The 14,840-nt window shown below is 40.6% G+C and carries 13 protein-coding genes and 1 pseudogene; 6 read left to right on the top strand and 8 right to left on the bottom strand.

Annotation, left to right across the window (positions count from 1 at the left end; translation table 11 throughout):
* Nucleotides 1–14 precede the first annotated feature (14 nt).
* The 4 genes from NE671_RS04210 to NE671_RS04195 all read left to right on the top strand — a co-directional run bounded on the left by NE671_RS04210 (nucleotide 15) and on the right by NE671_RS04195 (nucleotide 6,299).
* A complete protein-coding gene (locus NE671_RS04210; RefSeq protein WP_256163699.1) occupies nucleotides 15–239 on the top strand; it encodes a helix-turn-helix domain-containing protein in 225 nt (74 codons plus the stop codon).
* On the top strand, nucleotides 232–2,049 hold the full coding sequence (locus NE671_RS04205) for a site-specific DNA-methyltransferase (protein WP_256163698.1): 1,818 nt from the start codon (nucleotides 232–234) through the stop codon (nucleotides 2,047–2,049). Before NE671_RS04210 ends, NE671_RS04205 begins: the two co-directional genes overlap by 8 nt.
* Nucleotides 2,043–4,256 carry a DEAD/DEAH box helicase gene (locus tag NE671_RS04200; protein ID WP_256163697.1) on the top strand — a complete coding sequence of 738 codons (2,214 nt, stop codon included), beginning with the start codon at nucleotides 2,043–2,045 and terminating at the stop codon, nucleotides 4,254–4,256. The genes NE671_RS04205 and NE671_RS04200 overlap by 7 nt, the downstream gene beginning before the upstream one ends.
* A 705-nt stretch (nucleotides 4,257–4,961) precedes the next feature.
* Complete coding sequence (locus NE671_RS04195; RefSeq protein ID WP_173740196.1) at nucleotides 4,962–6,299, top strand: MATE family efflux transporter; 1,338 nt, start codon at nucleotides 4,962–4,964, stop codon at nucleotides 6,297–6,299.
* Here NE671_RS04195 and NE671_RS04190 read toward each other — a convergent pair.
* Nucleotides 6,272–7,051, bottom strand: coding sequence for a helix-turn-helix domain-containing protein (locus tag NE671_RS04190; protein ID WP_256163713.1), 780 nt, complete (start codon nucleotides 7,049–7,051; stop codon nucleotides 6,272–6,274). The two genes, NE671_RS04195 and NE671_RS04190, sit on opposite strands and share 28 nt — an antisense overlap.
* A 222-nt stretch (nucleotides 7,052–7,273) precedes the next feature.
* Entirely contained in the window at nucleotides 7,274–7,450 is a 177-nt protein-coding gene (locus tag NE671_RS04185; RefSeq protein ID WP_161215702.1) for a hypothetical protein, read from the bottom strand.
* Between the two features lie 228 nt (nucleotides 7,451–7,678).
* Between NE671_RS04185 and NE671_RS04180 the strand changes: the two genes are divergently transcribed.
* The gene (locus tag NE671_RS04180) at nucleotides 7,679–8,827 is read left to right on the top strand and encodes an SLC13 family permease (protein WP_227589036.1); all 1,149 of its coding nucleotides are present in this window, start codon (nucleotides 7,679–7,681) and stop codon (nucleotides 8,825–8,827) included.
* 256 nt (nucleotides 8,828–9,083) lie between these two features.
* Here NE671_RS04180 and NE671_RS16005 read toward each other — a convergent pair.
* The 5 genes and pseudogenes from NE671_RS16005 to NE671_RS04155 all read right to left on the bottom strand — a co-directional run.
* Nucleotides 9,084–9,402, bottom strand: a pseudogene (locus NE671_RS16005) (nucleotide-binding protein); the annotation flags it as partial.
* Between the two features lie 22 nt (nucleotides 9,403–9,424).
* Entirely contained in the window at nucleotides 9,425–9,619 is a 195-nt protein-coding gene (locus tag NE671_RS04170; RefSeq protein ID WP_059085501.1) for a hypothetical protein, read from the bottom strand.
* Between the two features lie 16 nt (nucleotides 9,620–9,635).
* Nucleotides 9,636–11,453 carry a cobaltochelatase CobT-related protein gene (locus NE671_RS04165; RefSeq protein WP_256163696.1) on the bottom strand — a complete coding sequence of 606 codons (1,818 nt, stop codon included), beginning with the start codon at nucleotides 11,451–11,453 and terminating at the stop codon, nucleotides 9,636–9,638.
* Between the two features lie 6 nt (nucleotides 11,454–11,459).
* Nucleotides 11,460–12,392: an AAA family ATPase gene (locus NE671_RS04160; RefSeq protein ID WP_195656043.1), complete on the bottom strand. Its 933-nt coding sequence runs from the start codon at nucleotides 12,390–12,392 to the stop codon at nucleotides 11,460–11,462.
* 85 nt (nucleotides 12,393–12,477) lie between these two features.
* Nucleotides 12,478–13,248, bottom strand: coding sequence for an ATP-binding protein (locus tag NE671_RS04155; protein WP_015524503.1), 771 nt, complete (start codon nucleotides 13,246–13,248; stop codon nucleotides 12,478–12,480).
* A gap of 168 nt (nucleotides 13,249–13,416) precedes the next feature.
* On the opposite strand from NE671_RS04155, the gene NE671_RS04150 reads away from it, so the two are divergent.
* Nucleotides 13,417–14,064 (top strand): TetR/AcrR family transcriptional regulator, encoded by a 648-nt coding sequence (locus NE671_RS04150; RefSeq protein WP_147603414.1) that lies wholly within the window; start codon nucleotides 13,417–13,419, stop codon nucleotides 14,062–14,064.
* On the opposite strand, the gene NE671_RS04145 is transcribed toward NE671_RS04150, so the two are convergent.
* Nucleotides 13,986–14,612 carry a DUF3786 domain-containing protein gene (locus tag NE671_RS04145; protein ID WP_256163695.1) on the bottom strand — a complete coding sequence of 209 codons (627 nt, stop codon included), beginning with the start codon at nucleotides 14,610–14,612 and terminating at the stop codon, nucleotides 13,986–13,988. The two genes, NE671_RS04150 and NE671_RS04145, sit on opposite strands and share 79 nt — an antisense overlap.
* Nucleotides 14,613–14,840 lie beyond the last annotated feature (228 nt).

The raw sequence follows: 14,840 nt of genomic DNA, 5'->3' as shown, positions 1-14,840 counted from the left end.
TATGGAGGAAGAACATGGCTATTACATATAAGAAGCTATTTCATTTATTAATTGATAGAGAAATGACACCGGCTCAGCTTCAGAAGGAGGCTGGCTACAGTGCCAATATATCCACAAGGCTCCGCCGTGACTACTATGTATCATTGGAGTCCATGGAAAAGATATGTCGTGTGCTGAATTGTAAAGTGGACGATATTATTGAATTTATACCAGATAAGGAGGATGAGAACGATGGCTAATTTATCGCAGGAGAAACGTCAGCGCATGTTGGCATTTCTCGAAACCATCCGTGAAGAACATAAAGATGATGATGAGGTGCTCATTGCCCTCGGAGAAATCGAAAGCGAATTAAACGCAAAGAAATACGGCCTCGTGTGGGAACGCCACGAAGAAGCCGTTGATGTACAGATGAGGGATAACATTCCCGTATTTACTGAATGCGCGGACAAAGAAATCACCACTACCACAGGCGGAGTCAATTTTCTTCTTGAAGGCGATAACCTTCATAGTCTCCGATTGTTAGAAAAGACCCATACTGGCAAGATTGACGTTATCTACATTGATCCCCCTTACAATACCGAAAATAAAGATTTTATCTACGATGACGCTTTTGTAGATAAGAACGATGGATTTCGCCACAGTAAATGGCTGTCTTTTATGAATGAAAGACTTCAAATAGCTAAAAGGCTACTATCTAGCTCTGGAGTGCTTATTATCAGCATAGGTTACCATGAAGTTCACAATTTAATGGTTATGTGCCAAGAGATGTTTGAAAACAAACAGGTAACATGTGTTACAGTGCAAACCTCAGGCGGCAAACCAAATGGTGGTTTTACATTCTTACAGGAATATCTAGTATTCATTACGCCTACAGATTTCAATCCGAAAACAATGAGTTTTACTGGAGGTATTGAGCGTAGTCCATTTGAAGGGTTAACTTTAAGTACATTTGATAAAACAACACGTCCTAATCAAACATATCCTATTTTTATAGATAGAGAAACCATGCACATTATTGGTGTTGGCAAATCCCTTACTGAACGTATTGCAGAAGGTTTGTATACAGGGAAGCCTACCGACTTTGTTTTTGATTATGATGAAGCACCTAATGGAGCAGCTACATTATGGCCAGTCAGTAGCAAGGGTACCGACTGTGTTTGGAGACTGATATCACCTCGTTTACTAAGCGACTGGGCAAAAGGCTATATAAAGATTTCCAAGAACAAATCAAAAAATAACCCTAACGAATATAGCGTGCAGTATTTACCAGAAGGAGTTATCAAAAAAATAGAATCAGGAGAACTTCCTGTAATTGGCACTGAAGAAAATATGCCAACACTTAAATTTGGCAAAAACCAAACGGTAGGTAGTGAAATACCCACTATATGGACAAAAAAAGAATTTTTCACAACAAAGGGATCTTCTCATGTGCGTAACATATTTGAAGACAAACGTTTCCCTTATCCCAAGCCGTTAGAATTTATTACTGAAATTCTTCGTGCAACTACCAATGCAAACAGCACAATTTTGGACTTTTTTGCTGGGTCTGGAACTACTGGAGAATCTGTACTCGAATTGAACTTATCAGATGGCGGCAACAGAACATTTATCCTTTGTACTAATAATCAAAACGATATTTGTTCGCATATAACATACCCTCGGCTTAAAACTATAATCTCCGGAATTAGAGAAAATGGAAGCACTTACTCAAATGGCATCCCTGCCAATCTGAAATATTATCGCACCGATTTCGTCTCCAAGGACTCGGATTCTCTTACTGATGAGCTGCTTGACCATATTAAAGAGATGATTCAGCTGGAGCATGGTATCAATCTAGATGGTAGCCAGTATCTCTTGGTTCTCACCGATGAGGAGGCCGATGCACTGGAACAGCACTGGGATAAATATAAGGATGTGAAAGCTCTGTATGTTTCCAGAAATGTGTTATTCACCACAGAGCAAAATATGCTATTCGGCGATGTTGACATCCATATTATCCCGGATGACTACTTCAAATTTGAGTTACAGGAGGTGGGCGAATCATGGTAACTTCCGGATTATCCATAAAGCTATTTGATTTTCAGGAAAAGGCTGTTATCAAGCTGATTGACCTTACTTCCAAGAAAGACAGTAAACAAACAATTATTATGAAGGCGCCAACCGGTTCCGGTAAAACCATCATCCTCATCGATTATGTGGATACCTACCTTACCAACGTGAGTGCTAATACTGCTTTTATCTGGCTCTGCCCCGGCAAAGGTAATCTTGAGGAACAGAGCCGTGAGAAAATGATGAAGTTCGCTCCGGGCAGAACAACACAAAATCTGTTCGATGCACTGCTAAATGGATTTACACCCGGCAGCACTACATTCATCAACTGGGAACTTGTAACCAAACGTGGTAACACAGCTATTCGTGATAGCGAGCGTAAGAATCTCTTTGATCGTATTGCGGATGCGCATCGTGCCGGTGTGGAATTTATCGTCATTATTGATGAGGAGCATTCCAACAACACCGCCAAGGCGAAGACTATCATCGATGCATTTGCGTCCAAGAACATTGTTCGTGTCAGTGCTACCGCTATTGAAAATAAGAGATACGAGTTCTTTGAAATCGATGAAGTAGATGTTATCGACGCAGGCCTTATTACCAAGGCTCTTTATGTCAATGAAGGCGTAGCTGACAACACAGAAATTACCGATGATTACGATTATCTGCTCGACCTTGCAGATGCAAAAAGGAAAGCTATCGCTGGCAGATATAAGGAAATCGGTAAAAATATCCGTCCTCTCGTTCTTATACAGTTCCCGAACGGACAGCCAGAGACCATTGTCGCTGTAGAGCAGAAACTGGAGTCTATGGGGTACACCTACGATAATGGCATGGTCAGCAAGTGGATGAGTGAAGATAAAAAGGACTTGCCAGACAATCTGACCGTGAATAATGCTATCCCTGTGTTTCTTCTTATGAAACAAGCCATCAGCACCGGATGGGACTGTCCTCGTGCCAAGATTCTCGTCAAGCTACGAGAAGGCATGAGCGAGAGCTTTGAAATTCAGACCATCGGCCGAATTCGCCGTATGCCAGAGGCAAAGCACTACGAAGATGACCTCTTGGATTTCTGCTATGTCTATACCTTTGATGAGAAATACAAAGCAGGACTTCTCTCCAATATGGATAAGGCCTACGAGACTCGCAGATTGTTCCTCAAGGAAAAATGCAAGACCTTCACCTTAGAAAAGGAAATCCGTGACCTGGATGTCGGCAGTCTGGGCGAGCGTAATGTTCTGAATAAAATCTACGATGCTCTGGTGAGAAAATATAATCTGTCCACAAGCACCACAGATAATAAGCTCCGCTTTATGGCAGCAGGCTATCAGTTCGGTGATGAAATTATCGGTCATGCTTTGTATGGCGAATATGTCCGCACCGATATGGTCGCTGAGAGCACTACCTACTACACCACTCGCAAGCATGTGAATACCCACAAACATGGTATTGAGCTGCTCCACTCCGTAGATGCAATTAAGAGCACCATCGGCATGCAGTCTGCCAAGGTAAAAACCATACTGGAGCGTCTGTTCCGCAGAGGTGGCTCTTCTTATAAGAAGTTGTTGTTACTGGATACCTCAGAATTTTACGCATTTATCATCAATAACGAGCACAGGCTCAAGGAAGAATTCCGTGAAGTGACTGCAGATATGAATACGCAGATGACACTACCTCTCAATCCGAAGAAGTCAATCTTCCATATTCCAGAGCAGGACTTCTATAAGTACGACCCGGGTGTAAAGAATGAAGTGGAATACCTGGCCAACGCATACCATGATTATACTTCCGGATATGCCACAAGCCTTGTTCGTAGTACATCGGAAATGCTATTTGAACAATTCTGCGAAAACCGTGATGATATTGAATGGGTCTACAAGAACGGAGACACCGGTCAGCAATACTTCTCTATCGTATATAGGGATGGACTTCAGAATCAGTGGCTCTTCTATGCTGACTATATAATTATGAAGAAAGACGGCACTGTCTGGGTTATTGAGACCAAGGGTGGCGAGTCCAAGGGCAAAGACAAGAATATCGACATTCAGATTGAGAACAAATTCAATGCATTCAAGAACTATGCTACGGAACATTCCCTCCACTGGGGATTCGTCCGTGACAAAGACAATCAGCTTTACATCAACAATACAGAATTCGCACATGATATGGCAGATGACCATTGGATGCCACTCTCACAGGAATTCTAATTTTCAGGGCAGTAGATTATCGTTTCTACTGTCCTATCTTTTTGGCATATCACAATCACTTTACTGTTGATTGTCAAGTAAAATTGACCCACTTTTACGTTTAATTCTGACCCACCTGAATTCAGAAATCCCCTGATTTTCAAGTGGGTCATTTCTGTATGTACAGTTCTACTTACTCATTGCCACTGCTGTTGGTGGGTCAATTTTCCTCGTTAAAACTGGGTCAGTTTTAAGTATAAATCAACAGTGGGTATGGGGACGTAATCCCAATCAAGGTCTGCTACTCGTAAGTAATACAAAATTGTCAAAATGACAATACTGTAATACACGGGTGGATCTTGCTCTGGTATTTTCTCCTCATCAAATCGGTTTGTGATATTTGGATGCTACTCTAAAAATATTATGATGTTCACTAATCATTATGAACTCTTGTCTTTTAAGCATATCTTTATTAGATTTATATGTCATTTTATGATAGAATTAATTTTGAAGAGGAGGTATTATTATGGACTATTTATCGGCAGCAAAAATGAGATATTATTCAAAAGATAACTCTGAAAACATCATAAAAAATTTAAACAAGAAACTTTCTGCTAATATTTCAGCATAGTAATGTCATAGAAAAAGTATCATTTCAGTAGTAAAATACTGGCTAAAAGCAGACAGTATTTGGAGAGTACCGTTTAGACATCAGGAGGTAACATAATGGGTAAGAACACGACAAATGATATGACGCAGGGAAACTGCATGCGTTTACTGGTACAGTTTTTTCTGCCGATCCTGGCAGGAAATCTGTTTCAGCAGTTATACAGCTTTGCAGACTCTATGGTGGTGGGAAAAGGAATTGGCGATACGGCACTTGCAGCAGTCGGAAATACCGGTTCCGTACATTTTCTGATCATTGGTTTCGCAATTGGGCTGACAGGAGGATTGGGAATCTGTATTTCTCAGTCTTTTGGAAGTGGCAATTATGAAAAACTTCGTAAGGAGCTGGCAATGTCTGTCTGGATCTGTCTGGCTATTGGGATTGTGATCACAGTGGTAAGTCTGGCCTTCATGCGGCAATTATTTACATTTCTCCATACACCGGAAGATCTGATGACGGAAACACTGCAATATTTCGGAACAATTCTTGCGGGAACCACCATTACAATTTTTAATAATTTTGCCATGACACTTCTGCGTTCCGTCGGAAACAGCCGGGTGCCTCTGGTTGCAATGATAATTTCCGCCATTGCTAATGTTCTGATGGATCTGTTATTCGTTTTTCCGCTGCATATGGGTGTTTTTGGCGCAGCGTTAGCCACTGTTCTGGCACAGGTTCTGTCTGCGCTTTACTGCTGTTACTACATAGGAAGGGAAAAAAATCTGATCCCGAAAAAAACGGACTGGAAACCACAGAGTGTGATCATCAAAAGACTGACATTGAAAGGTCTGCCTGTTGCCGTTATGAATTCTGTCACTGCAGTGGGTGGAATGGTGTTGCAGACATTTGTCAACAATATGGGAACAAGCTATGTGGCTGCCTATGCGGCATGCACCAAGATCCTCAGTCTTTTTGAACAGCCGGCAAATACAGTAGGCCTGGCACTTCTTACTTTTGTGGGACAGAATTATGGTGCCGGAAAAAAGGAGCGGATACGTACCGGTATCCGGGAAGGAGTTATCCTGACGATCCTGATAAATATTCCACTGGCTTTGATGTTGCTGTGTATTCCTGAATTTCTGACTTCTTTCATGTTGAATGATGCGTCGATTATTTCTTACACAAGAGATTTTCTGGCGGTTACTGGCATCTGTCTGTTTCCTCTGGGATGGCTGTTTGTGTTCCGCAACGGGTGTCAGGGCATGGGACATACGTTTGTTCCGATGCTTTCAGGAGTCCTGGAAGTGTCTCTTCGAGTGGTCATGGTAAAGCTGCTGACTCCATATCTGGCTTTTCGTGGTGTTGCTCTGGCAGAAGTATCTGCCTGGATCGGCGCCTGGATCATGTTGATGATCACTTACTGGATCTATCAGGAAAGAACGGATTCTTTTCGGTAAGTCTGATGAGAACATCCTACCTTGGTGCGAAACTGTCGATTGAAATTTGAAAGGTTATGAAATCCGGTATCGAAAGCAATGTCGGAGATACTGCGATCCGTATTGCGCAGAAGATCGCATGCTGATCGGATACGTACCTGATTCAGATATTCAATGGCTCCGAGACCGAAATTCTGTTTGAAACAGCTCATAAAGTAACTGCTGCTCATATGAGCGATCTTTGCCAGCTGCTCTATGGTGACAGATTCAGAATGATGTTTCTGTATATAAGTGAGAACAGGCCGAAGTGTTTCGGTCATACGAGATTCTGTCGAAACCGTGTGTTCGGTGCAGAGTCCCGGTGTCGATGCCAGCAGATAAAATAAGCGAAGCAGTTCGCTTTTCAGTAACAGATCAGACGTTGCAAGATTTTTGTGCGCACACTGCATAATAGTCCGGACCGAATCATGGAGTTCATGATACCCCGGGGGGTCCTGAGATACAGGGACCAGAACTCTTCGTCTGGAAGAAAAGATCGGCAGCAGAATATCTGTATAACAACGGTCATCGTAACTTCCCACCAGCATATTCTGATGAAAAACAATGGTATCATAAAAAAAAGAGCTGTGCTCATCCGACATGATAGCATGAAGGACGTTGGGCTGGATCAGAACGATGTCTCCTGGTTTGGCAGAGATGGTCTGATCCTCGTATTTGAAAAAAACATTTCCAGATTTTATGTAATTTAATTCCATTTCACTGTGCCAGTGCAGCGGTACACTCGTAAAATAATCCGGTATACCGCAGTCATAGTAACTGTATGGAACCTGAATGGATCCGTACTGGCACTTTTCTTTTATCGCATAAAGATTCTGATGACGCAGATACGCAACAAGTTGTTATATCCTCCAGTGCAATCGTTCAATCCTTTTGCAGAACGGACGAGAAATCCCTTAGAGTTCATCATGTCGAAATCTATGGGGTGGTTCCTGCATTCATGGAATGAAAAATATGCATACTTTTTTTGTTTCGTTGTCCTTAAAATATCCGCACATATCGTAATGCCCCGTCTCAAAGGTAATAAGCCTTAATCCATATTTTGCGGCATTAATTTTCATGCTCTTTTTCATGTCATTTGCAAAATCTATAAATTCCTTGGAATTTTTTCCCATAGTCATCTTTTATTGTTTTTCCCTGATATTTTCTGTATAGTTCTTCCAAAACGTTTTCCTTTCATATTCTGAACTTTTGAAATGATGTCGCCATTGATAACATTTTTATTATACAGGAATGAGGCGGTAATCGCAAACACAATCCACAATACAAAATGATATTCTTTTTTTCTGGATGTTTCTGTGATATACTTATACGCGATCGTATCAGACCGGAAAGGAAATATTATGTTACAAAAATTATATGTTTTTTTCAGGAAAGAAACCGTTTTGTCAATTGCAGTGATCCTGGCGCTTCTTTCTATGTTCTGGGTCAGACCGGATAAGGCTTATTTTACTTATATCGATTTCAGGACTCTCGGGCTCCTATTCTGTTTGATGGCAATTGTAGCTGGTTTGAAGGCTGTTGGTGTTTTTGATATACTTGCCAAAAAATTGCTTATGGGAACATCGGGAACTGTGGGTGTGATCAGGCTGTTGGTACTCTTATGTTTCTTCCTGTCAATGGTGATCACCAATGATGTGGCATTGATTACTTTTGTTCCTCTTGCACTGATCATTGTGCATAAACTGCCAAAGGAACTGGGCAATTACTGGCTTCTTAAAATAGTAGCCATGCAGACAATCGCTGCTAATCTCGGAAGCATGCTCACACCAATCGGAAATCCGCAGAACCTTTATCTATATGCCAGAGCAGGGATGTCCGCGGCAGAATTAATAACCCTGATGCTTCCCTATTCCGCCACAGCACTTATCATTCTTCTGATATGGATACAGGTAGCCGCTGCCAAAGCACCTCACGCATGCGGTTCCGAAAAAGATAAAACTCTTTTGGGATTCTCTGACAGAAAAGAACTTAACATGGAATACCTGGCCGCTTACCTGATCTTATTTACAATCTGCCTGCTCACTGTTGCACGTATCATTCCATACCAGATTCCTCTTGTATTGGTTCTTATATATATGCTGCTAAGAAACAGGGAAAATATAAGCAGGGTGGATTACTCCCTGCTTGCCACCTTTATCGCATTATTTATTTTTATCGGCAACCTTGGAAGGATTCCGCAATTCAGCAGTTTTCTGGAAAGAATCATGGCAGGAAGGGAAACACTTACTGCTGTTCTTGCCAGTCAGATTATGAGCAATGTTCCCGCTGCGCTTCTTTTATCCGGCTTTACAGATAATTACCGGGCTTTAATTGTCGGAACCAATATTGGAGGTCTCGGCACTCTGATTGCATCCATGGCAAGCCTGATAAGTTTCAAATATATTGCAAAAGAAAACAGGAATCTGAGAGGGAAGTATTTGGGAATATTCACAGCCTCCAATATTATATTCATGATATTCATGTTAATATTGTATTTTTTTCTTAAATAAAGGTTTTCCCGGAATTACAAAAGCTATAGCAATTCTTTCTTCGCAAAAAATTCTCCGCGGCACTCTCACATCCTGGAAGAAAAGCCGCGGAGAAATAAATATATTTTCGGTACCAATACAAAGATCATTAATCTTTACACCACTTTACAACTTTTTCATAAAAAAATATCGTACAGGGCTTTCTGATGTATAATGAGTTTGCTCCAACAGCAGATATTTTGTTTTTTTAACTTGTACTAAATCTTGACATAGGACCAGTTCCCAGAACCAGAAGTCGAACACCATTATTTTCTTTTCCGTAAATTTCAGGAATATCATCCACTTTTGGATTGACTTTATAAAAAGTATTACTTTTATCTGCACCTGTTCTCTCCTCAATCAACCTTCTCATTTTACTGATAGGCGTAATACTCTCCAGTTCTTCCTCTGAAAAAGCCCAGTGCAAGTCCAAGATTTGCATTTGGATCCACATCTACAGCAAATACTTTTTTCCCTTCTTCTGCATACAGCCGTGCTAATACTGCAGATATCGTGGTTTTCCCTACTCCGCCTTTTCCAGTTACAGCAATTTTCATCTGTTATCTCCTTGAATGCTTCTTACTCCACTTCCTCCAGTTCTGTTCCTTCTGGAAGAATATATCCGCAGTTATCACATACTCCATCCTCTGCAAGTATCCCGTCTTTCACAAAGGCTTCAATGCCTCCCGGTTCATGACAGCGTGGACAATCTAATTCCCGTATCTTTTTCTGATTTCTTACATCCTGGCAATTGGCAAATCCAATTTTACCCATAGTGATTCCTCCATTTTCATTCCATATCAATTTGTCTTCGCAAAAAAGTTCCTACCATACGGGAAAAATTGCTGATATTACGAATATAGGCAAAGTCTTTTCCATAGATTCTCTTTTCCACGGAGAGTTCTTCTTCATTCCCTACAAAAATACCAATTACGAAAATTCCCTGATTTCTGGCCCGACGCACCTCATATGCAGTATCTTTCACAGCTCCTTCTCCGTCATAGATCTTGGGCTGGCGGGTTCCTGGTCGTTGTATGCTCATATCACATGGTTTTCCATCACTTAATACGATTAAAATCTTATTTTTTTCCGGTCGCTCCATGAGAGAGGAACAGACTGTTTTCAGTGCAAGCCCATCTCTGTTATTGGCATATGCCCGAAATTGAAAGATTCTTTCATTTGTTTCCCTTGGATCTTCATAATCCCGAAATCTCTGAAGTACTGTATATCCCCAGAAAGCACAGTATCCTGACACCCGATGAGGAATTCCTGCCTGGCTTAATGCTTCACTGATAATATATCCCTGCGCCGCTACCTGAGCCTGTCTGCCAGCTTGGGAACCACTGGAATCAATCAGGACATCTATTACAAACTCAGAATCTTCTGATCTCTTTTTTCTATTAAATAACTTGTCATCGTCTGTTCTTCCAATTTTCCATAACCTTTCAGGAACAAGCTGCCCTGCATCAGATCTGCTGACAAAATCATCCTTTCGGATTATAAATGCCCGTTTCAGTGACTCTGCCAACTCAGAAATATTTCTTTTGATGATCCAGTGATTATTTCCATAATAGGCTTTATTTTTTTCAAACTGCAGCTGAGAAAAACGGTATTGATTATTTTTTATCACAGGGTTCTGTAAAATTCCATCTGTAAGATACAGGATACAGTTTTTGTGGATTCCTGTACAAAATTTCCGGTTGACTCTGGCCTGCTCCGATTCACTTAGATACGATTTTCCGTAATTCAGTTCCACATATTCCCGTATCCGTCGCACTGCCTGTGGATTTATATTCTCCGAGCTTTCCGGAACTTCTTCATTTTCCGGAGAGAAATAAAATCTTTTTTTCTTTTTGTTTCTGATATCCAGACACATCATCTTTTTTTTGAGATTAGAAAGATATTTTTGAATGATGTCTTCCATCTGTTCATCCGTCATGCATTCCTGCCACGCGTCATTGGCCAATGCCATATCCGGTAAATTCAGAATCTTCTCCAGATTTCCATTCCTTTTTTCAAAAGAGGGATCCAGAACATGATTATAAATCTCATCTATCACGTTTATGACCTCTTCCGTATTTTCCGCATCCTTCAGAGAAAGAATCTTGTACAATGCAATCTCTGCCTGTGGATCCATTCCCTCATCGTCTGTGTTCTCCAGAACATGCCTTATATACAGAAGCCTAATCCTGTGAATCAGGTCTGTTCCAGCTTTGTCTGATACCTGCTCTTCCTCGGCCTTTTCCAATTCTCTGAACGCCTGTTCTCTGATTTCCTTTGTTCCCAAACGTTCTCGCATGATAAAACGATTCACTGCAGCATCCATGCATAATCCGGCAAGAGGCAAAAGCATATCTTCTCCAGCAGAAAAATGTAATTTTTTCATCAAATACATGCCAAGTTTCTTCTGATCAAAATATCGTGCAAAGGCACCCTGCTTCACTGCCTCATACAGAACCGTTTGTTTTGAATAAACATATTTTTCTGTATCCGGTTCAAATTCCATATCATAATCACCACTGACTGTCCAAAAAAGATTTCTGATACGATTGCTGATCTCCAGACGATGTTCTTCCAGTTGTTCCGCCGGCCATCTGACATCCTCCATACAAGCTTACCCCCATATATCTTTTCCGGTCCAGGAAGATGGGATTCTGGTAGAAACCACATCTTCTACGATCTCTTTTTCAAATACATCAAAACTTTTATTTATGATTCCCATCTGGATTGCATCAATTGGAGAAAGTCCGCTTCTTGTTGCTTTTACAGCAGAAACCAATCCTCTCAGGTCAAGAGATTTTGTTGAGATTTCTCCATGATAAGCTTTGATCTGCAAATCCAGAAACAGTCCTGCAAAGGCTTTCAGTGCACTTTTTTTCCCATCTGGAAAATGTTGTCTTAATACAAAAAGGACACTATCCTCATCCATTTCAGGCATATCAATTACCATAAACCTTGAAACCAATGCTTCATTTAGCTCTCTGGTACCTGCGTAACCATAATTCATCGTGCCGATAAATCGTGTTGCCGGATGAAGTAAAATCCTGTTATATCCTGGAATATCAATTCTGCGCCGATGATCCAGTGTGGCATGCAATACAGAAACCGCATCATTTTTTGCCATATTGATTTCGTCCAGGATTCCAAATCCTCCAAATTCCGCGCATTGGTAGATGGGGCCTTTCCGAAGGCGAACCTCATTATTTATAAAGGTATCCGTTCCGATCAGATCGGCACTGTCTGTATTTACATGAAAAGAAATGTCGTATTCCGGTCTTCCGAATATCCATGCCAGTGTCTCGCATAGTACATTTTTTCCTGTAGCTTTCGCACCGGAAAGTAACAGGTTATCTCCCTGAAGAAGCGCTGCTATTGACATTTCCAGAATCTTTTTCCCATAAAATAAGATATCCGGTTTTTCTACCCGTTCCTTTATCTGATCCTTTACCTCATAACGCATGTGAAAATCTCTCAGTTCTCCAATCAGTTCCTGCGCTATCTTCTGGTCTTCTAAATATTTTTCTATTTCTGTCCAATGATTTCTCATGAGGATTTTCCTTTCTTTGCAATTGGTTATACCAAATCAGATAATATTTCTATTTACTCAATCTTCATACTTTCAATCCTCCAGTTCACAATCCTAACTTCTTTACAATTTCTCCCAGTGCACTTCTTACAGGAGAATCTTTCGGAAGCCGTATGATCGGCTTTCCATCACAGTCATACTGATATACCTGGTCATCATGTGGTACAACCCCTAACAGTTCCAGTCCCTGATTTCGGATTTCTTCCAGAGTTCCGGCATCCAGTTTTCCATCTGGAACACGATTCACGATCAATCCGGTTTTCTGTGGTTTAAAGTTTAACTCCTTCATCAGCTTTGCAATACGTCCGGCCGCCTGAACACCTCTTCTGGAACAGTCACTTACAAGAATCGCAACTTCCATCATTGGCAGGATTCCTCTGCTGATATGTTCCATACCTGCTTCGTTATCAACCACAATATATGGATAATGGCTTTGCAGTTTCTGAACCTGGGTCTGCACAAGACCATTTACAAAACAATAGCAGCCCTGTCCCTGGGTTCGCCCCATTACCATCAAATCATAATCATCTTCTTCTGCAATTGCATCGGAGAGACGCATTTCCAGATAAGCCTGTTTTGTTATTCCTGTCGGAATCTGATACCGTGGATCAACTCCTGCACGTTCAATCTCTTCTCTCAGTTCTCCGAGTGTAATCTCCGGTTCAACGCCGAGCACTTCATTCAAATTCGCATTTGCATCTGCATCTACAGCTAAAACCGGATGTTTTCCATTTTCACATAAATATTGAATCAACAATCCACAAAGGGTTGTTTTCCCTACACCGCCTTTTCCTGATACAGCAATTACATGTCCCATGTTTTTCCTCCTAAAATTCTGAACAATCTGTTGACTTTTTCTTTAAATCTCATTATAGTTGTTACTATATAAATTACAATAATCAATCTGTGAAATTTGTATGGCTACTCAACACATCAGAAAAATTGTTGAGGAATCATATGATACCAAATAATACAGGAGTATATAATGTCAGAAAAAACGAGAAAACAAGATCGCCGTACCCGCTATACCAGGCAAACCATAAAAGATACGTTCTTAGAATTGTTAAAGCAGAAGAGTTTTACGAAAATTACAGTTACAGAGATCTGTAAAAATGCTGAAATCAACCGTGGCACTTTTTATCTTCATTACTACGATATCCATGATGTATTATCAGATATTTTTAATGATATGACTCAGGATATGTTAACAACTGTAGATCATTTATTCTGTCTAAATCAAAAAAGCTGTTCCTATCCGTTCTGTCAGAAAATACAGATGGAATCACAATACAGGGCACTGTTTCTGGATGATGCAATTGCCCCCATTCTTCTGGAAAAATTAGCAGAAAATACAAAAGAAGGCTATGTGACCTGGCTTATGTCACACAGCCTCCTGACCTTTGAGCAGGCAGAATCGGTTTTTTATTTTCAAATGAATGGCTGCCTTTCCATCAACAGACTGATGCTACGCAATCACTGTAATGACTGGAAACAGATTCAGACAACAATTGACAAATTTATCAAAGCCGGACTGGAAAGTTTTCTGATCCATGATCAGAGGGAAGAAAATGCTTCCGATAATTTTTGCAGCAAAATTTCTCCAATTGTTACCGCATCTTCTACACTCAGATAATGATCGGCATGATCCTGAAGAAATATTTTGCCAGATGCAGGAAATTCTTCATCTGCAAACCATATCTTTAAAGTTACCGGATATCTTGGCAGGACTGGAAAAACAGCACACAAATCCACCTTTGTCTCTGTGAATTCTGCACCCAGGTTTTTACATGCTTTCTGAATTTTCTCAGGATCTTTATCCTGCAAAAGCTTTTCCAGTTTCTGCTCTGCAGTCCGGTCAAACTTGGTTCCTCGAATCATTCCATCTTTCAGGTTACCAAAAGTAATGAGCTTCTGTGAACCTTCTGTTCCATCGGCCATATCCAGATAATGCAGCAATGTCAGATAATGCCATTCGTCCATGTTTGAGTTAATACGAAACTCAGGGAGTTGAATTTCAATCGTTTCATAAAAACTCAGTACTTCAAGCACATTTCGACTGCTATGAAAAACAGCCCCACTTTTTGCAGCAAGATCCTCTCCGGAACGATTTTCCAGCCGTTTTACTGCTGCCTGCAACATTTCCTGAAATGCACGATTTTCTGTTTGATTTTTGTATTCCATAAGCTCTCCTTTGTGAACATTTATAGTATCATGTAATAATCAATGTTTATACAAGGATTTTAGTGTTCTCATAAATCTAACTTTGTCCGGATTCTCTTTTATCCATTCCTGGACAAAACTCATTACCTCAGTCATAGTTTCATAGATTTGTCTACGATCAGCATATTATACACTCCTCCGTAAGTTTCATTACTGTGTTGACTTTTCCTTTAAATTTCATTATAGTTG

The organism is Blautia sp. DFI.9.10 (genome assembly GCF_024461705.1).
GTDB lineage: Bacteria > Bacillota > Clostridia > Lachnospirales > Lachnospiraceae > Blautia_A > Blautia_A fusiformis.
The sequence above is the reverse complement of the archived record's forward strand: the minus strand, read 5'-3'. Positions and strand labels throughout refer to the sequence as shown.